The 19078-nt window shown below is 59.9% G+C and carries 18 protein-coding genes and 1 tRNA gene; 8 read left to right on the forward strand and 11 right to left on the reverse strand.

From position 1 onward, the window contains the following. The first annotated feature begins 151 nt into the window (after positions 1-151). Positions 152-526: a VanZ family protein gene (locus FHT75_RS17360; protein WP_097594657.1), complete on the forward strand. Its 375-nt coding sequence runs from the start codon at positions 152-154 to the stop codon at positions 524-526. Between the two features lie 271 nt (positions 527-797). Here the strand turns inward: FHT75_RS17360 and FHT75_RS17365 are convergent. After that, a tRNA-Leu gene (locus FHT75_RS17365) sits at positions 798-882 on the reverse strand. 149 nt (positions 883-1031) lie between these two features. Further along, positions 1032-1628: an NAD(P)H:quinone oxidoreductase type IV gene (gene wrbA / locus FHT75_RS17370; RefSeq protein WP_029867970.1), complete on the reverse strand. Its 597-nt coding sequence runs from the start codon at positions 1626-1628 to the stop codon at positions 1032-1034. A 259-nt stretch (positions 1629-1887) separates the two neighbouring features. On the opposite strand from wrbA, the gene FHT75_RS17375 reads away from it, so the two are divergent. The 4 genes from FHT75_RS17375 to FHT75_RS17390 all read left to right on the forward strand — a co-directional run bounded on the left by FHT75_RS17375 (position 1888) and on the right by FHT75_RS17390 (position 5136). Then, complete coding sequence (locus tag FHT75_RS17375; RefSeq protein ID WP_029867969.1) at positions 1888-2664, forward strand: competence/damage-inducible protein A; 777 nt, start codon at positions 1888-1890, stop codon at positions 2662-2664. 107 nt (positions 2665-2771) lie between these two features. Then, positions 2772-3614 (forward strand): universal stress protein, encoded by an 843-nt coding sequence (locus FHT75_RS17380; protein ID WP_029867968.1) that lies wholly within the window; start codon positions 2772-2774, stop codon positions 3612-3614. Between the two features lie 243 nt (positions 3615-3857). Continuing rightward, positions 3858-4352 (forward strand): xanthine phosphoribosyltransferase, encoded by a 495-nt coding sequence (gene gpt / locus FHT75_RS17385; protein ID WP_029867966.1) that lies wholly within the window; start codon positions 3858-3860, stop codon positions 4350-4352. Between the two features lie 193 nt (positions 4353-4545). Next, on the forward strand, positions 4546-5136 hold the full coding sequence (locus tag FHT75_RS17390; protein ID WP_029867965.1) for a hypothetical protein: 591 nt from the start codon (positions 4546-4548) through the stop codon (positions 5134-5136). Positions 5137-5322: 186 nt separating this feature from the next. Here FHT75_RS17390 and FHT75_RS17395 read toward each other — a convergent pair whose 3' ends face one another. Beyond that, the gene (locus FHT75_RS17395) at positions 5323-5604 is read right to left on the reverse strand and encodes a hypothetical protein (RefSeq protein WP_029867964.1); all 282 of its coding nucleotides are present in this window, start codon (positions 5602-5604) and stop codon (positions 5323-5325) included. Between the two features lie 122 nt (positions 5605-5726). On the opposite strand from FHT75_RS17395, the gene FHT75_RS17400 reads away from it, so the two are divergent. Beyond that, positions 5727-9545, forward strand: coding sequence for a vitamin B12-dependent ribonucleotide reductase (locus tag FHT75_RS17400; protein ID WP_183845020.1), 3819 nt, complete (start codon positions 5727-5729; stop codon positions 9543-9545). A gap of 160 nt (positions 9546-9705) precedes the next feature. Here the strand turns inward: FHT75_RS17400 and FHT75_RS17405 are convergent, their stop codons facing one another. From FHT75_RS17405 to hppD, 6 genes are all read right to left on the reverse strand, one after another. Then, positions 9706-9972: a hypothetical protein gene (locus FHT75_RS17405; protein ID WP_176707378.1), complete on the reverse strand. Its 267-nt coding sequence runs from the start codon at positions 9970-9972 to the stop codon at positions 9706-9708. Positions 9973-10084: 112 nt separating this feature from the next. Continuing rightward, positions 10085-11410 carry a hypothetical protein gene (locus FHT75_RS17410; RefSeq protein ID WP_063475406.1) on the reverse strand — a complete coding sequence of 442 codons (1326 nt, stop codon included), beginning with the start codon at positions 11408-11410 and terminating at the stop codon, positions 10085-10087. 352 nt (positions 11411-11762) lie between these two features. Further along, positions 11763-12395 (reverse strand): maleylacetoacetate isomerase, encoded by a 633-nt coding sequence (maiA, locus tag FHT75_RS17415; protein ID WP_183845019.1) that lies wholly within the window; start codon positions 12393-12395, stop codon positions 11763-11765. After that, positions 12392-13417 (reverse strand): fumarylacetoacetate hydrolase family protein, encoded by a 1026-nt coding sequence (locus tag FHT75_RS17420; RefSeq protein ID WP_183845018.1) that lies wholly within the window; start codon positions 13415-13417, stop codon positions 12392-12394. The genes maiA and FHT75_RS17420 overlap by 4 nt, the downstream gene beginning before the upstream one ends. A gap of 52 nt (positions 13418-13469) precedes the next feature. Beyond that, positions 13470-14831, reverse strand: coding sequence for a homogentisate 1,2-dioxygenase (hmgA, locus tag FHT75_RS17425; protein WP_063475403.1), 1362 nt, complete (start codon positions 14829-14831; stop codon positions 13470-13472). A 66-nt stretch (positions 14832-14897) separates the two neighbouring features. Beyond that, a complete protein-coding gene (hppD, locus tag FHT75_RS17430) occupies positions 14898-16007 on the reverse strand; it encodes a 4-hydroxyphenylpyruvate dioxygenase (RefSeq protein ID WP_063475402.1) in 1110 nt (369 codons plus the stop codon). A gap of 129 nt (positions 16008-16136) precedes the next feature. On the opposite strand from hppD, the gene FHT75_RS17435 reads away from it, so the two are divergent. Continuing rightward, positions 16137-16616, forward strand: a complete 480-nt coding sequence (locus FHT75_RS17435) for an Lrp/AsnC family transcriptional regulator (RefSeq protein ID WP_029867958.1) — start codon at positions 16137-16139, stop codon at positions 16614-16616. A gap of 37 nt (positions 16617-16653) precedes the next feature. On the opposite strand, the gene FHT75_RS17440 is transcribed toward FHT75_RS17435, so the two are convergent. Continuing rightward, positions 16654-17115 (reverse strand): Lrp/AsnC family transcriptional regulator, encoded by a 462-nt coding sequence (locus FHT75_RS17440; RefSeq protein ID WP_029867957.1) that lies wholly within the window; start codon positions 17113-17115, stop codon positions 16654-16656. A gap of 123 nt (positions 17116-17238) precedes the next feature. Between FHT75_RS17440 and FHT75_RS17445 the strand changes: the two genes are divergently transcribed. Continuing rightward, entirely contained in the window at positions 17239-18030 is a 792-nt protein-coding gene (locus FHT75_RS17445) for a phenylalanine 4-monooxygenase (protein WP_047614550.1), read from the forward strand. A gap of 31 nt (positions 18031-18061) precedes the next feature. Here FHT75_RS17445 and FHT75_RS17450 read toward each other — a convergent pair whose 3' ends face one another. Continuing rightward, a complete protein-coding gene (locus FHT75_RS17450; protein ID WP_063475652.1) occupies positions 18062-19075 on the reverse strand; it encodes a L,D-transpeptidase in 1014 nt (337 codons plus the stop codon). Positions 19076-19078: the final 3 nt, after the last annotated feature.

Raw genomic sequence — 19078 nt, forward strand, 5'->3', positions numbered from 1 at the left:
CCGCTATGGCACAGGCCGGCCGGCAAAAGAAAGCCCGCTTCGACCATTTGCAGTTCGCTCCTGGGAAGCTTTTCTTAAGCCAATCGCAAAATCAGCGGCACATGAACTGATTTTAACTGTCAATGAAAAGGCCAGCCACTAATATGAAGCCATGATCACATTCAAACTCGCAAAACCGCTCGCCTGGCTGCTACTCGCCTTCATCCTCGTCGTCACGGTTTCACCGATCGGGCTGAGGCCGGATACAGTGACGACGGTCAATACCGATCGCGCAAGCGCCTATGTTCTCCTCGGCCTTGCCTTTGCGCTCGCCTATCCGAAACAGTGGAAATTGGTGGCGGTGCTGCTGATCGCCGGTGCGGTTGGCATCGAATATTTGCAGTACTTCTCGCCGACGCGGCATCCGCGCCTGCATGACGCGGGTATCAAGGCCATGGGTGCCGCCGTCGGGCTGCTCGCCGGCTGGGTGATCAACAGGCGGCGCGACACGAAAGCGCCCAACGCGCTTCCCCTAGCGGAACGCTGATTGTCCCAGCTTAGAAAGCGCGCAACTGCACTGCCCAAAAGAACAGTGGTATTGCAGCCATCGCAGTTCCCAGAACAAGTGCGACACTGGTCTTGAAGATTCGGATGCGCCGAACCCTCGCCCCACTCCAATCGTAAACCATCGTCTTACTCCCACAAGACAACACTTACTCAACCGCCGCGGCGCAATCCTTGCACCGAAAATGTCATTGTCAAGCAACAACGCGCTTTTACGCACAAAATACAGGCATATTCAAACAGGATTGTGAAGATGGTGCGGGCGACGGGGGTCGAACCCGTACAGCCAAGGCCGAGGGATTTTAAGTCCCTTGCGTCTACCAGTTTCGCCACGCCCGCTTGCTGCGTTTTCAATATCTTGCGTCATTGGCGATGGGAAGAGCCGCGAAGCGTAAATTCTGCTCGTTTTGTCGGCTGCGCCAACGAAAACGGATAAGGCGCGGCGAGCCTCACGCCCGCCGCACCCTTCATCATGTCAATATCAACGATCAGGCGAGCTTGGCGGCCAGCTTGGCAACATGGGCGCCCTGGTATTTCGCGCCTTCCAGCTCGATCTCGGAGGGCTGGCGCGAGCCGTCGCCGTTGGTGATGGTGGACGCGCCGTAGGGCGAGCCGCCCTTGACTTCCTCGGTGCCCATCTGGCCCTGGAAGGCATAAGGAAGGCCGGCAACGACCATGCCCTGGTGCAGGAAGGTCGGGATGAAGCCGAGGATGGTCGATTCCTGGCCGCCATGCTGGGTGGCCGAAGAGGTGAAGACCGAACCGATCTTGCCGACGAGCTTGCCGGCGAACCAGAGGCCGCCCGTCTGATCCCAGAAATTGCGCATCTGCGAGGCGACCGTGCCGAAGCGGGTGCCGGCGCCGACGATGATCGCGTCATAATCCGCCAGTTCGTCGACGGTGGCGATCGGAGCTGCCTGATCGACCTTGTAATAGGAAGCCTTGGCGACCTCTTCCGGAACCAGTTCCGGAACGCGCTTGACGGTGACCTCGGCACCGGCCGACTTCGCGCCTTCGGCGACGGCATAGGCCATGGTTTCGATATGGCCGTAAGCCGAATAATAAAGGACGAGAACCTTCGCCATCTTCTATCTTTCTTGAAACATCGGGTTGAATTTCGTGACCGGAGGATGTCTATCAGCCCGCCTGCTTGAACAAAGCCCCGGCCTGAAGAACTCAGTGTTCAACTGACGTAGACGAAAATTCACTTGCCTTTTCATTTCAGCAAAATGGACGCAGATGCTGCCGTCCGATAACCGCTTGCACTTGCGGCATAATGCTCCGGCTGTTTGCAAAGAGATCGAACGGCGCTACCTATTCACCATTCACATTACGGAACATCCCATGAGCCAAGACATCGTCGTCACCGCCGCCATGCTCGCCATCGGCGACGAACTTCTTTCCGGCCGCACCAAGGACAAAAATATTGGCCATCTCGCCGATCTGCTCACGCTTTCCGGCATCGACCTCAAGGAGGTGCGCATCGTCGCCGACGACGAGGAGGCGATCGTCGAGGCGCTGAACGCGCTTCGCGGCAAATATGACTACGTCTTCACTTCAGGCGGCATCGGGCCGACGCATGACGACATCACCGCCGACGCCATCTCCAAGGCTTTCGGCCTGCCCTGCGAATACGACGAAACGGCAATGACGCTGCTGGCCGAAATGTATCGGCGCCGCGAGATGGAATTCACCGAAGCCCGCCAGCGCATGGCGCGCATGCCGCGCGGGGCCGTGCATATCGCCAATCCCGTCTCGACGGCGCCTGGCTTCATCATCGGCAATGTCCATGTCATGGCCGGCGTCCCTCAGGTCTTCCAGGCAATGGTCGACAATGTGCTGCCGGCGCTTCGGACCGGCACGCCGGTGCTGTCGCTCGCCATCGCCTGCCCTTACGGCGAAGGTGAAATCGGCACGCCCTTGACCGCGATCCAGAAAGCGCATCCGGAAACCAGCATCGGCTCCTACCCGCGCTATATCGGCCAGAAATTCTCGACCGAGATCGTCGTGCGCGGCCGCTCGCAGGCAGTGATCGATGCGGCCGGCGCCGAGGTGCAGGCGATGATCGAAGCCATCCGCCGGAGGAAGGACATCACAGAAAACCATTCTGCCGAGGCTTGAAGGAAACGCCGGAACGGGGGTCATCCTTGATCCCTGTCAAGGAACAGCAGAAGGGGCCGGTGCATTCCTTCCCTCGCGCACGCCATTTCAGCGCAAGGAGAATTGATATGTCTTACAAAACCATTCTCGCCATACTCGATACATCCGATAATAGTGCTGCGGTTGCCGATTTCGCCTTTGCCATCGCCGCTGAAAGCGGTGCCCATGTGATCGGCCTGCATGCCGAAATCATCTCCGCCGTGCCGCTGGTGGCGCCGATGGAAATCCCCGATCCCGTCGCCGTGCAGGCGCTGCAGGACATGGCGCATAGCGAAACGCTCGCGGTTGAGCGCATCTTCCGGGCAAAAGCGGCTGCGACAGGCGCCTCCTACGAGTGGCGCAGCTTTGCGACCTCAACCGGCTACGGCTCCGCGCCGCTGATCGAAAGTGCACGCAGCGCCGACCTTCTGATCGCCTCGCAGGCCGATCCGGCCAAACCTTCCGACAGCCAAGTCGACGTCGACAGCTTCCTTTTCGAAACCGGCCGGCCGGTGCTGATGATCCCCTATATCATCCGCCAGCCGAAGCCGATCAAACGCGTGCTGATCGCCTGGAACGGCTCGAAGGAGGTGGCGCGCGCGACCTTCGACGCGTTGCCGATCCTCAAAGCCGCCGAGGAGGTGGAGATCTTTTCGGTCGATCCGGCCGACACGGCGCTGCAATCGCCGCTCACCGCCGGCGCCGAGATTGCCGCCACACTCGCCCGTCATGGCGTGAAGACGACGCTTTCGACGGCCCAAAGTGTGGACAAGAACGCGTCGCATGTCATCGAGAACCGGCTTTCGGACAGCAGCATCGATCTTCTCGTCATGGGCGCCTATACGCATTCCTGGCTCTGGCAGATGATCTTCGGCGGCACGACGAAGAGCTTGCTGCAATCGATGACGGCGCTGACCCTGTTGTCGCGATGATCCTCTTGCCGCAATCATTGCTGCTCTTGCGTTTTGCCGGCAAATCCCGCTAATTGCAGCGACCGATGAGAGCTTCGAGCCTCGGCCACAACTCGCGCAGTGCCGCTCGCGATCTCGCGCAGCTGCAGCTCGCGATTTCGCGCAGTTTCGGCTACGCGATTTCTCGTTTTGCCGATCGCCGTTCTAAGCCCATCCGGTCGCCGGCAAACGGCGTATCGTTTTTCATGCCGCGGAGCAGCCCGAATGTCCCTTCCCGATAAAGCCTTTCCCGTTTCCTGGGATCAGTTCCACCGCGATGCACGCGCCCTTGCCTGGCGGCTAGCCGGCCTCAATCAGGCGTTCAAGGCGATCGTCTGCATCACCCGCGGCGGCCTCGTTCCGGCGGCGATCATCTCACGCGAGCTGAACATCCGGCTGATCGAGACCGTCTGCGTCGCCTCCTATCATGATTATGTCAACCAGGGCGACATGGTGCTGCTCAAGGGGATCGCGCCCGAACTTCAGGAAAATGGCGGCGAAGGCGTGCTCGTTGTCGACGACCTGACGGATACCGGCAAGACCGCCGCCCAGGTGCGCGCCATGCTGCCGAGGGCGCATTTTGCTTGCGTCTATGCCAAGCCGAAGGGCGTGCCGACGGTCGACACCTTCGTCACCGAGGTGAGCCAGGACACCTGGATCTACTTCCCCTGGGACATGGGCTTCACCTATCAGGAGCCGATCGCCAAAGGCGCAGGCTGATCGCCACCGATCACAGCGCGCGGCCTTCGTATTTACCACTTGAAATTGTTCCAGTTTTTGTCTGCGGGGTTTCCTGAATCCGCTATCGGGAGCAGCACATCTATTTTATCGTGTTCGCATAAACTCGACAGCTGCGAATCGCATCAAATTGCGCTTAAAGCGTGCAGCAAACGATGTGATATAGGGAAACAAGATGGCGCGGTGGGGGCGTAGAGCAGCGGTTGTGACCGTCGGGCTGGCGGCATGTCTGTTTTCCCTCACGCCTGTCCGCGCCGAGCCTGCCTATATCCCCCTTGTGCGCGACTATGTCGAGAAGCAGATCCGGCCAATGGTGGAAACGCCATTGGTGCTGAAGGCCATTGCCGAGCAGAACGCGGAGTTCGGCAACGTCAGCGAAATGGATATGCGGGTGCTCGATGACACTTACCGATCTGAGGTCGATCAGCATCACCTGCATATGGTCAAGCTGCTGCTCGACAGATCCGTGTCGCATTACCTGAAAGCCAGGCAGGACGCCTCGCAGGGAGCGATCGTCGAATTTTTCGTCACCGATAGTCATGGACTGAATGTCGGGCAGAGCATCATTACCGCCGACTACTGGCAGGGCGACGAAGAGAAATATCTCAGAACCTTCGCCAACGGCTCGCGAGAGGTCTTCATCGACCGGGCCGAGCGCAACGAATCCACTCAGATACTCGAGACGCAGGCGAGCTTCGTGGTCATGGACGAAGAGAACAGGCCGATCGGCGTGGCCACCGTTACCATCGCCATCGACGCGCTTTAAGACCGCTCGTTTTCTCGCCGAATCGCCATGCGCATTTGCGCCGGAAATTCCATCATAAGATTTGCCGCAGGGCGCTTTTTTATCGTTCCGGCCTTTTCCTTAGCCGGCAACGCCTGCAAGCCATTGTAATTTCAGCGCTCCCCGGCTTTCCCCAATCTCCACAGGCGCATCCACAACATGTTGTGGTTAGCAATCAATTAAAAGCCAGCCCTTGACGGAATCAGCTGTTTCAAACTTTACTGTTTTTGATGTTGCGGCGGCGACAGGACCGGAGGTAACGAGCCCGGTTCCCTTTTGAAAATCAGGACGCAGAATCAGGGTGATGCGCCGGGAGCGGTTCAGGCCCGACAGGTTCTCTGCGCGGTTTTCAGCCTCCAAAAAAAGTGACGTCGGGACTGGCGATAATAAGCTGTTAATACTATATTTAGCGTTTGCAGCCACCATCACCACAAGATACAGGAAGGACATCTCCGGATGACACCCCTGTCACGATACGGAAACGAGGCTGGCTGCACGACGACAAAGTGCCGCCGGATAGGAATTTTGCGCCCCGGTCGCTGGGGATCGGGCGCCAACACGAGGTCAAGACCATGCGCATCGAACGTCGTTTCACGAAGGCCGGCCAAGGCGCCTATGCGGATATCGAATTCCGCAAGGCGACGAGCGAGATCAAGAACCCCGACGGTTCGATCGTGTTCCGCCTCGAGAATATCGACGTTCCCGCGCAGTTCTCCCAGGTCGCGACCGACGTTCTGGCGCAGAAGTATTTCCGCAAGGCTGGCGTCCCCACCCGCCTGAAGAAGGTCGAGGAAAACGACGTTCCCTCCTTCCTGTGGCGCTCCGTTCCCGACGATGCTGCGCTGAAGACCCTGCCGAAGGATGAGCAGACCGGCTCCGAAATCGATGCGCGCCAGGTTTTCGACCGTCTTGCCGGCACCTGGACCTATTGGGGCTGGAAGGGCGGCTATTTCTCCTCCGAGGAAGACGCCGCGGCCTTCAAGGACGAGCTTGCCTATATGCTCGCCACCCAGCGCGTCGCCCCGAACTCGCCGCAGTGGTTCAACACCGGCCTGCACTGGGCCTATGGCATCGACGGCCCCGGCCAGGGCCATTTCTATGTCGATCCCTTCACCGGCAAGCTGACCAAGTCCAAGTCGGCCTACGAACATCCGCAGCCGCATGCCTGCTTCATCCAGTCGGTCGAGGACGATCTCGTCAACGAAGGCGGCATCATGGACCTCTGGGTGCGTGAAGCGCGCCTGTTCAAATACGGCTCCGGCACCGGCTCCAACTTCTCGATGCTGCGTGGCGAAGGCGAAAAGCTTTCCGGCGGCGGCCGCTCCTCCGGTCTGATGAGCTTCCTGAAGATCGGCGACCGCGCCGCCGGCGCCATCAAATCGGGCGGCACGACGCGCCGCGCCGCCAAGATGGTGGTCGTCGATATCGACCATCCCGACATCGAGGAATACATCAACTGGAAGGTCAAGGAAGAGCAGAAGGTGGCGGCCCTCGTCACCGGCTCGAAGGTCGTCGCCAAGCATCTGAAGGCGATCATGAAGGCCTGCTTCAATTGTGAAGGCGGCGACAACGGCGATTGCTTCGACCCGGCCAAGAACCCTGCCCTGAAGCGCGAAATCCGCGCTGCCAAGAAGGACCAGGTTCCCGAGAACTACGTCCAGCGCGTCATCCAGTTCGCCCGCCAGGGCTATAAGGATCTCCAGTTCAAGACCTACGACACGGATTGGGATTCGGAAGCCTACCTCACGGTCTCGGGCCAGAACTCCAACAACTCCGTCTCGATCAAGGACGACTTCCTGCGCGCCGTCGAGAATGATGGCGAATGGAACCTGACCGCCCGCAAGGACGGCAGGGTGATGAAGACGCTTAAGGCGCGCGATCTCTGGGAAACGATTTCCTACGCTGCCTGGGCCTCGGCCGATCCGGGCATCCACTTCAACACGACGATGAACGACTGGCACACTTCGCCGGCCGGCGGCCCGATCCGCGGCTCGAACCCGTGCTCGGAATATATGTTCCTCGACGACACGGCCTGCAACCTTGCCTCGCTGAACCTGCTGCAGTTCAAGGACAAGGCCACCAAGCGCATCAACATTGCCGATTACGAACATGCCGTTCGCCTGTGGACCGTTGTGCTCGAAGTCTCGGTGATGATGGCGCAGTTCCCGTCGAAGCGCATTGCCGAACTCTCCTACGAATACCGCACGCTCGGTCTCGGCTACGCCAATATCGGCGGCCTGCTGATGTCGTCGGGCATTCCCTACGACTCCACCGAGGCCCGCGCCATTGCCGGTTCGCTGACTGCGATCATGACCGGCGTCTGCTATGCGACGTCGGCTGAAATGGCTGCCGAACTCGGGCCCTTCCCGAACTTCGCGCCAAACCGCGAGAGCATGCTGCGGGTCATCCGCAACCATCGCCGCGCCGCCCATGGCGAGACGTCAGGCTATGAGGCCCTGTCGATCAACCCGGTCGCGCTGATCCATTCGGAAAACCCGGACCAGGATCTCGTCGCCCACGCCAAATCGGCTTGGGACAAGGCGCTCGAGCTCGGCGAACAGCATGGCTATCGCAACGCCCAGGTCTCGGTCATCGCGCCCACCGGCACGATCGGTCTCGTCATGGATTGCGACACCACCGGCATCGAGCCCGACTTCGCCCTCGTCAAGTTCAAGAAGCTCGCCGGCGGCGGCTACTTCAAGATCATCAACCGCGCCGTGCCCGAAGCGCTGCGCACGCTTGGCTATTCCGAGAGCCAGATTGCCGAGATCGAGGCCTATGCCGTCGGCCACGGCAACCTGAACCAGGCGCCGGCGATCAACCCCTCGACGCTGAAGACCAAGGGCTTCACCGACGAGAAGGTGGAAGCCGTCAACGCCGCGCTGAAGAGCGCCTTCGACATCAAGTTCGTCTTCAACCAGTGGACGCTCGGCGCCGACTTCCTGAAGGACACGCTGAAGGTTTCCGACGAACAGCTGGCCGACATGAGCTTCAGCCTGCTCGACCATATCGGCTTCTCGAAGAAGGACATCGAAGCCGCCAACATCCATGTCTGCGGTGCGATGACGCTGGAAGGCGCGCCCTTCCTCAAGAATGAGCATCTGCCGGTCTTCGATTGCGCCAATCCCTGCGGCAAGATCGGCAAGCGCTACCTCTCTGTGGAAAGCCACATCCGCATGATGGCGGCGGCCCAGCCCTTCATCTCGGGTGCGATTTCCAAGACGATCAACATGCCGAACGAGGCGACCGTCGAGGATTGCAAGAACGCCTACCTGCTCTCCTGGAAGCTCGGCCTCAAGGCCAACGCGCTTTATCGCGACGGCTCGAAGCTGTCGCAGCCGCTCAATGCCTCGCTGATCGAAGACGAGGATGACGAGGATGCGCTGGAGGAACTGCTGCAGGCGCCGGTCGCCGCCCAGGCCGTCACCATCACCGAGAAGATCATCGAGCGGGTGATCGAACGCGTTTCGCGCGAACGCGAGAAGCTGCCGAATCGCCGCCAGGGCTACACCCAGAAGGCCGCCGTCGGCGGACACAAGGTCTATCTCCGCACCGGCGAGTTCGGCGACGGCCGCCTCGGCGAGATCTTCATCGACATGCACAAGGAAGGCGCTGCCTTCCGCGCGATGATGAACAATTTCGCCATCGCCATCTCGCTCGGCCTGCAATATGGCGTGCCGCTCGAGGAATATGTCGAGGCCTTCACCTTCACCAAGTTCGAGCCAGCCGGCATGGTCATCGGCAATGACGCGATCAAGAACGCCACGTCAATCCTCGACTACGTCTTCCGCGAACTTGCCGTCTCCTATCTCGGCCGCCACGACCTTGCGCATGTCGATACGTCCGACTTCTCCAACACCGCGCTCGGCAAGGGCATCCAGGAGGGCAAGACCAACCTGCTCTCCACCGGCTGGACCCGCGGCTACAAACCGACGCTGGTCTCCGGCACCGGCGGCGAACGTCAGGCAGCGGCCGAGCCCAAGGGTGCGGCGACTGCCGCCCCTGCCCGCGCCGCTTCCACCGGTACCGTGACTGCCTTTGCCGGCAGTGCCGCCCGCAAGCTGGAGCCGACGGTCGCCATCTCCACCTCCGAAATCGTCGCCTTCAAGCGCGACTATGAGGAGCGCGCCAAGGAACTGGCGGAAGAGATTGCCGAAGAGGTGATCGACGACATCACCAGCGACGCAACCGCCCTCTTCTCCGACAAGGCGGCGGCCGACGCGGCCACGGCGAAATCCGAAGCCAAGAAGCGGGAGGCCGAACGCCGCCAACGCTCGATCATGCAGGGCTATACCGGCAACATGTGCTCGGAGTGCCAGAACTTCACGATGGTGCGGAACGGGACTTGTGAGAAGTGCGACACGTGCGGTGCTACGAGTGGGTGCAGCTGAGTGGGCGCTTGTTGTCTAGCGCGCCCCGTTGAAAGGCGTCCGACACAAACTGATCGATAGTCAAAAGCCGCCGACAGTCAGCTGCCGGCGGCTATTTATTTGGCCGAGACGATCGCCACCAGTTTGAAGCTCGAGATAGACGCCGCGGTCTTCTCGCCTTCTACTCCGCGCTCGCCGCAGCCGACGGTGAAACCGCCTCGGCGCTGGTCATTCCGGAGAAGCGCGGCCAAGGCCCTTCAACGAAGCGTCGATCCACGGCTATTTCGGCGCGATGTCGCAGCCGCTCAAACTCGCGGGCACGGCGCTGCGCGGCAATGATGAGGTCCGGGTTACGTACGAATACGTCACCAATGATGGCCGTCGCTGCCGGATCGCGCCGATGTCCAAACCATCTATGCGTTTGGCGAGACTTGGTCTTGAGGATCAAGGCGCTTGATGACTGCTAAATGGCTGCCTTCGCTTTGTGGGCGCGCTCGCCTATCCTTCAGAGCAACTGCCGAACTTTGCGGTCGTTCGCTTCCGGTCCGGCATACTTAATCTCAATACCTACGGGAGTTGGCATCGCATTTGTGCCATTGCATATCCATTCCGGCTTCATCCTCATGGCCATAGCACCAGTCGACGCGATTGAGCAGCGGACTGATCTGCTCGCGCCGTTTGCAGGCCCGCTCCGTCTCGATGCCGTAGCGATCGGTGCTGCCGCGGCAGATGTCGTCCAGTCCTATCCACTGCTGGATCAACCGATCCGGCGCTTTGGCTCCTTTGTCCGTGGCGATCACCTTTCCGGTCTCGGACTCGATCTGCAGGGAGGCGGTGTTCCACACGAAAGAGAATTCCGCCATCCCGGAGGTTGTCCTACCCGTATCCCGGTTTCGAGCAAACCACTCGACAATTCCCGACAGTTCGCATTTTCCAGCGCAGCTGGCGGTCACGGAGCCGGGTTTGACGCTGTATATGCGCTCCGGCCAGCGTTGGGCGAAGGCTGCCTTGTCTTTCAAGACGACGTCTTTATCGACCACGGTCCCGAAGAAGGAAACCTGATCGGCATAGACGCTCTTCATGAATTCAAGCGCCGAAGCGCTGTCTTTCGACCATTCGTCATTGTAACGGTTGACGAAATCAACCGCCTCCGTGGTCAGGTCGCCGGGTTCGGATGCGGCGACCTCCTCGGAAGCGCTTGGGTCTGATGGCATGACGGCGGGTGCTGCGCTCACCTGCGGCGCGGCGTCCGGCGGTGGCGGCGCGCTTGACGATGGCGAGGGCATATCTTCGGGCGTGACGATATTCCAGTCTCGCATTTCCGCGGAGGTCAGATACCTTATGTCGGTGCTGTCGATCGACAGGCTGAGCTGCAGCAGATTGGGGCTCACCCCCATGTCGGTCAGATATCCGATGATCTCGCCGGTCAGCGATTGAACCGACGAGACTGCCAATTTGCTGTCCATGGCGGCATCGTCGGATAGGGAAACCCGATGCACGCCGATGGACCCCGGCTCGGCAAATCTTTGAACGCCACCGACGAAGGCGAAGGCGCAAGCCGATGCGCATTCCACGGCTCTGAGCTGGATCGTTCGCGCATTCAACGCGCGGATGGTGCGGCCGAACTCGATCGCGACGATCACGTTTCCACCGGGCGAGTCAAAGGTAATATAGGCCGGCTGGAACTGCTTGTACTCGTCGACAAGCGCCTTCGGATCGTCGGAGATTTCGAACGCGCCCTTTATCGCAAGGCCGCGCTTGCCCGGCGCGCCGTCGAGACGTTCATAGGAAATTGCCGCATGCGTCTCTTGCGCCAGGGCGGCGAAAGCCAGCAGCATCGATATGAACGACACGGATTTCCGTATTCTTCTCCAGCCTTCGAGCACGTGTATTTCTCCCGTCGTCACTCGCAGCATATCTTGCTCACGTATGTATTGCCGGGGGTGATCATCAAATCCCGTCAGCGTTCAATGCGATCAAACCCGTGTCCATTACGAGTTTGAAGATCAACAGCTTTGACGGGAACATTTCATACTACCCCAGCAACCCGATCAATGCACAAGGGGCGATCTTCTGGCAAGCGGCACAATCAGAAGTGATGAGACACGGTAAATGCCGGTTGCTCGCCGCGATCGTGAAATCCCAGCCCAGGCGATCCGACGCGGTGCCGGCAATTGATGTGGGAGCAGCAGGAAAAAGGCAGCGCGTCTTCGGATTTCGTCGCTGTTCGGCCTGCCGTTATGGTTTCACGCGATCAGGATGCGCCGCCTGGAAAGCGGGTATGTCGGCGCATTTGGCGTCGATATCGGCGATGCGCCTGAAAGCGGTCATATCTACTCCCCAGCGGCGAGCATTGTAGACCTGGGGAACAAGACAGAGGTCCGCCATCGTTGGCGCGTCTCCAAAGCTGAACGCGCCATCACCGTCGCCGATCATGGCTTCCACTCGGCGCAGTCCGTCGGTGATGAAATGTTTCATCCATTCCTCGCGGGTGTCAGCCTTCTCCGTTAGCGTCATGAGATGCGACACGACATGCATGTTGCAGATCGGATGGATGTCCACGGCGACCGCATATGCAAGAGCGCGGACTTTCAGGCGATCGGCAATGTCAGGTGGCAGCAATCCGCATTCCGGCCTGGTCTCGGCGAGATATTCGATGATGGCCAGCGACTGCGTCAGTGTTTTCCCGTTGATCACCAGTGTCGGCACCAAGCCTTGCGGGTTGAGCGCGAGATAGTCCGGCGTCCTGTGCACGCCCTCCAACAGGTTGATGGGCACGGTCCGATAGTCGACGCCCAGGAGATTGAGCGCGATGCGGACGCGATAACTCGCCGATGATCGCCAGTAGTCGTAGAGAACGACCTCGTTCATTGCGGCCCGGCTCCCCGGTATTTTTCGACCGTCTGCTCGATCGCCCCGAAGATCGAATGGCCGGCATGATCCTTCATCTCGATGCGGACCTGATCGCCGAACTTCATGAACGGGGTCTTCGGCGATCCGGTCTCGATGGCCTCGATCATCCGGAGTTCAGCGATGCAGGAGTAGCCGTTTCCTCCCTCCTCCACCGGCTTGCCGGGGCCGCCGTCCAGCTTGTTGGAGACCGTTCCAGAGCCGATGATCGTGCCGGCCGCGAGATGGCGGGTTTTGGCGGCATGGGCGATCAGCTGGCCGAAATCGAATGTCATGTCGATGCCGGCATTCGCCTTGCCGAAGGCCTTGCCGTTCAAACTGACGAGCAGCGGAAGATGCAGCTTGCCGCCATCCCAGGCCTCTCCAAGCTCGTCCGGCGTCACCGCGACCGGCGAAAATGCCGAGGCCGGTTTCGATTGGAAGAAACCAAATCCCTTCGCCAGTTCGTCGGGGATCAGACCGCGCAGCGACACGTCGTTGACGAGCATCACCAGCCGGATCGCGCCGCGCGCCGCTTCCGGGCTGGAACCCATGGCGACGTCGCCGGTGATGACGGCGACCTCGCCCTCCATGTCGATCCCGTAAACCTCGTCGGCCATCACGATCGGGTCGCGCGGGGCGAGGAAAGTGTCCGACCCGCCTTGATAGATCAGCGGATCGGTCCAGAAGCTCGCCGGCATCTCGGCACCGCGCGCCTTGCGCACCAGTTCGACATGGTTGACGTAAGCGGAACCATCTGCCCATTGGTAGGCCCGCGGTAGAGGTGACGTGGCGTCATGTTCGTGAAAGCGGATCGTCGGCTGGGCTCCAGTCTCGATGCCTTCGGCGATCAATGCAAGTCTCGGTGCCATATGCGCCCAGTCGTCGAGTGCTGCCTGCAATGTGCGGGCGATGTGGCCGACCTCGGAACAGCGGGTCAGGTCGCGGGAAACGACGACGAGCCGGCCGTCCCGTGTGGAGTCCTTCAAGGTCGCAAGTTTCATGTCCGAATTCCAATGCCGGAGGATGTCTTCACTTGATGCTTCACTTGATACTTCACTTGAATCCGGGGGTTCCGTCGAACTTGCGTTCCAGGCCGTCCCAGCATTCGAGGTAATTATCCTGCAGCGTTTCGAGCTCGGCCGCATATTTCGTCAGCTGCTGCGGGTACCGGGTCTCGAACATGAAGGCCATGGTGTGATCGAGCTTCACCGGCTTGAGCTCGGTATTGGATGCCTTTTCGAAGGCGATCGCATCCGGCCCGTGGGGAAGCATCATGTTGTGCAGGCTCATGCCGCCCGGCACGAAGCCCTCCTCCTTGGCGTCGTACTGGCCGTGGATCAGGCCCATGAATTCGCTCATGATGTTGCGGTGGTACCAGGGCGGACGGAACGTATGCTCGGCGACCAGCCAGCGCGGCGGAAAGATCACGAAATCGACATTGGCGGTGCCGGCATCTTCGGTGGGCGCGGTCAGCACGGAAAAGATCGACGGATCGGGATGGTCGAAGCTGATGGCGCCGACCGGAGAAAACGTCCGCAGGTCATATTTGTAAGGCGCGTAATTGCCGTGCCAGGCGACCACATCGAGCGGCGAGTGGCCGATCTCCGTGATATAGAATTTTCCGCACCACTTCACATGCACGCGGCAAGGCGTTTCCTTGTCTTCGAAAGCGGCGATGGGTGTCTTGAAGTCACGCGGGTTTGCCAGGCAGTTGGCGCCGATCGGGCCGCGATCCGGCAGCGTGAATTTCGCGCCGTAGTTCTCGCAGATATAGCCACGCCAGACCGTCTGTTCACCGCCCCTCAAAATCTTGAACATCATGCCGCGTGGGATGAGACATATTTCCAGCGGCTCGACATCCATGATGCCCATTTCGGTGAACACCCTGATGGCGCCGAGCTGCGGCACGATCAGCAGTTCACCATCGGCGTTGAAGAAGTAATCGTCGACCATGTCCTCATTGAAGAGGTAGGCATGGGCTGACATGCCCACCTGGGTGGTGGCATCGCCTGCCGTCGTGATGGTCCGCACCCCTTCGAGAAAGGTCAGCTTCTCCGTGGGCGCAGGGATGGGATCCCAACGAAGCTGACCGAGAGGAAGCGAATGCTCCTCCAGGCAGGGTGCGGTTTTCCAGAGCGGATAGGAAGCGTTGGAGAAGCGGCGGGTGTGGCGTACGCTCGGGCGGATGCGATAAAGCCAGGACCTTTCGTTGGTGCCGCGCGGCGCCGTGAACGGCGAGCCGGACAGTTGCTCGGCATAAAGGCCGTAATTGCATTTATGCGGGCTGTTCTGGCCCTGTGGCAAGGCGCCGGGCAGTGACTCGGTTTCGAAGTCGTTGCCGAAGCCCGGCATGTATTTCAGTTTGTTTGCCGTCGCGGCTTCACCGTCCGATGCCTGGATCGATGTCTGGTCCATTGCTCAATTCCTCCCCGAAAACGCCGCAGCGCCGCGCGTCCGAAAAAACCCGCGGCGCTAGTGAGTTTACTCTGCTGCCGTGCCGATGACACCACGCTTGATCTGATCGGCCTCGATCGACTCGAACAGCGCACGGAAGTTGCCCTCGCCGAAGCCCTCGTCGCCCTTACGCTGGATGAATTCGAAGAAGATCGGGCCGATGACGGTCTTGGAGAATATCTGCAGCAGGATTTTCGTCATGCCGCCATTCACCACACCTTCGCCATCGATGAGGATGCCGTGTTTCTTCATGCGCTCGATCGGTTCGCTATGGCCGTTCACCCGTTCATAGGACATGTCGTAATAGGTCTCCGGCGGACCCGGCATGAAGCGCAGGCCGTTGTCGGCCAGCCTGTCGGTGGCGTCGTAAATGTCCTCCGTTCCAACGGCGATGTGCTGGATGCCCTCACCCCGGTACTTTTTCAGATATTCCTCGATCTGGCTCGTATCGTCCTTCGATTCATTCAGCGGAATGCGGATCTTGCCGCAGGGTGAGGTGATGGCGCGGCTGACCAGACCGGTGATGCGGCCATCGATATCGAAGAAGTGAATCTGCTTGAAATTGAACAGGTTGCGGTAAAAATCCCACCACTTGTCCATGTTGCCGCGGAAGACGTTGTGGGTGAGATGGTCGAGGTAATAGAAGCCGATCCCCTGGGGATGCGGGTTGCGCTCGCCAAGCCAATCGAACTCGGCATCGTAAACCGATCCCTTTGCGCCATAGGTCTCGACGAAATAGAGCAGCGAGCCGCCAATGCCGACGATCGCCGGGACGTCGAGCATCTTGTCGTCCCCTTCATAGGGAACGGCGCCCTTCGACACCGCATGACCGAAAGCGTGCCTGGCGTCGACGACGCGCCATGCCATCGACGGAGCGCAGGGACCGTGATTTGCGACGAAACGGGCGGCATGGCTGCCGGGTTCGGCGTTCAGGACATAGTTGATGTCACCCTGGCGCCAGACGGTGATGTCCTTGGTCTTGTGCCTGGCGACCGCCACGTAGCCCATGCGTGTGAAGAGCTCGCTGAGCTTCTCGGGCTCGGGATGGGCGAATTCGACGAATTCGAAGCCGTCGGTACCTGCCGGGTTGTCGGCGGTGATTTCCGAAGGCGGCGCATCATGTGGAAAAGGGCCCATTTTCTCCTCCTGAGGATTGAACCTTGACTGGTGCAAAGTGTGGCCCAAAACGCGCGCAAAGTTCTTGCATTCTTTATGCTCCAAGAAGATATTATGCACGGTTTGTGAGTGTTTTGGAGATTTTGCGCAATGGATGAACAGCTCGACAAATTGGATTTGCGCCTACTCCAGGAGCTTCAAAAGGACGGACGGTTGACGAACAACGAGCTCGGCGAGCGGATCGCGCTTTCACCGTCGCAATGCTCGCGCCGGCGCACGAGACTGGAGGCTGAGGGATATATCCGCAGCTACCGCGCCTACCTCGATCAGCAGAAGCTAGGCCTCGATATGCTGGTCGTCATTTCGGTGACACTTGCCACCCACAACCGGGACAATGCCCGCCGGTTTTCGCAGCTGATCAACGGACTGCCGGAAGTTCTCGAAGCCTACGCGCTCACCGGTGAAATGGACTATCACCTGAAAGTGGCGACCCGCGGGCTCGCCGACCTTTCAAAATTCGTCAACGACGTTCTGTTGCCGCACGAGTCGGTGCAGCATGTGAAGACGTCGATCGTGCTCGACACGCTGAAGACATTCGAAGGCTTTCCGGTGCACATGCCGGGTCATTGACGTGGCGACAACATCGCCCTGCGCAGACGCATCTCAATCAGAGCGGCAGTTCGGTCGAGAATTTCAGCTCGCGCAGCACGAAGCTCGAGACGACGGTGCGCACGTGCGGATTGCGCATGAGGTAGCGGGTCATGAAGGCTTCGTAGCTTTCCACGTCCCTCGCCCGGATCTTCAGCATATAGTCGAAGGCACCTGACAGGGCGTAACACTCCATGATCTCCGGCCGCTCCAGCACAACGGAAGCGAAAGAGGCAACCGCCTCTTCGTGGTGATCCTCCAGCGTCACATGCGCAATGACGCAGAGCTTGAGATCGAGTTTTCCGGGATCGAGCAGCGTCACCCGCTTGCGGATGACGCCGTCGGCTTCCAGTTCCTGGATCTTCCGCCAAGCCGAACTCTGCGACATGCCGGCCTTTTCGGCCAGGTCTGCCAGCGAAAGGCTGCCGTCGGCCTGAACGAGTTGCAGAAGCTTGCGGTGAAAATTCCCAGTTTCTTTCATTTTATGCGCCGCTTTCGGGAAGATTTGCCAACAGTATGGCAACAGCCAGCACGAAAGAAAAGAAAATCCTCCAAACCTGGATCATAATGGGAGGAATAGCGCCGCATCTGGGAGGATCAGCGAATGACGAAGGAAAGCAGCTACACCGCCAAACTGCCCGGCCCGGACGGCCTCTATGACTATACCCCGGATGAAGATGCGATATGGGGCGAGCTCTACCGGCGTCAGATGAAGCTGCTCGCCGATACGGCGTGCCGCGAATATCTGGACGGCGTCAAATTGCTGGGACTGACGCCTGATAAGGTGCCTCAGCTTCTCGATGTGAACAGACGCCTGAACGAGACCACCGGCTTCGGCGTCGAAGGCGTGCCGGCCCTCATTCCGCCCTCACGCTTTTATGAGCTTCTGTCGCAAGGCAAATTCCCGCTTGCAACCTTCCTGCGCCGTCGCGAACATATCGACTATATCGAGGAACCGGACCTGTTCCACGAGGTTTTCGGCCACTGCCCGATGCTCACCAATCAGAGCTATGCCAATTTCGTCCGGCATTTCGGCGAAACCGCCGTCGGTCTCGGCAAGGGTTATTCCTGGCATCTGTTCCGCATCTTCTGGTTCACCGTCGAATTCGGCCTGATCAACACGCCGCAGGGCCGGCGCTGCTTTGGCGCGGGCATCGTCTCATCGCCAAGCGAAGCGAAAGCGGCAATGGAAGGCAAGGCCTGCGAGTTCCGGCCGTTCGATCTCATGAGCGTGCTGAGAACGCCCTACCGGATCGATATCCTCCAGCCGATCTATTACGTCATCGACAGCTTCGCCGATCTCGAAGCGATCGTGGAGCAGGATATCGAGGGCATGATCCTCAAGGCGAAATCGCTCGGTGATTTCGCCCCCGCTTTCGAAGCCAAGGCGTCGTGAATCGCTGACGATAAGGCGGCGGGTGCGGGCCTCACTTCGGCGTGGCTGCACTTCGATTGACGAAGTCCACCAGGACTCCTGGCTTGACCATGCCGGCCAGTTCTTCGGCGTCCCAGTTCGTCAGCCGCACACAGCCATGCGATCCAACCTTGTCGATGAGCTTCGGCTCCGGCGTGCCATGGATTCCATAGGTCGGTTCGGTCAGATCGATCCACACCGTGCCAACCGGGCCATTCGGTCCTTTCGGGATGGTCAGGACCTTGTCGTTCTTTCCCTGCTTGAAGTTGCGCTTCGGGTCATATCGGTAGACCGGCATCTTCGCCACGCCCTCGACCTTATGCTTGCCCGACGGCGCCGGATTGTCTTCGCTGCCGATCGTCGCGGGATAGACGGCAAGCAGTGATCCGTCCTCGGCATAGGCGAGCACCTGCCCCGTCTTCTTGTCGGCTTCGATCCTCTTGACCTTTCCTTCCCTCGGCGGACCTGAGTTCACGACCCACACCGTATCGCCGGGAGCGAACTGCGAACCCGGGTTGAGGGCATTGAGAAGATCGATACCCATGTGGAAGCGCTCGGACAGCTTCTCGGCAACGTTCACATATCCCAAGCTCTGCATCTTCGCCTTCTCGCCATAGTCCTCGGGGATCTTGTCGACGAGGCCGGCAGCATCCTCCGCCGAAACGACGTAGCTTTCAACGATCGGGGCGACGTTCGGGCCATTGCCTTCCAGGTGGGAGATGACTTCCGGATCCAGCCTGCCATCGACAGGAAGCTTGTTCATCGCCTCGAAGCCGGCCACGGCCTTGCTGACGTTTTCCCCGTAGAGGCCATCGATCTCGCCTGGAGACGAACCCGCCCGGTCGAGCAGAACCTGAAGGCGGGCGATCGCCGGGTCTGGATCTGCGGGCTTGGGCTTGCCTGCCTCAATGGAAGCAATCGACGCGGTATTGATGGCTTCGGGTTGGAGTTCCCGCGCGGCTGCACCGCCAACGGAGATGGTGAGAGCGAGCAGCGACATCGGCAGGGCTGTTTTCATGGACGACAAATG

The sequence above is a fragment of the Rhizobium sp. BK112 genome (assembly GCF_014193215.1).
In the GTDB taxonomy this organism is placed as follows: domain Bacteria; phylum Pseudomonadota; class Alphaproteobacteria; order Rhizobiales; family Rhizobiaceae; genus Rhizobium; species Rhizobium anhuiense.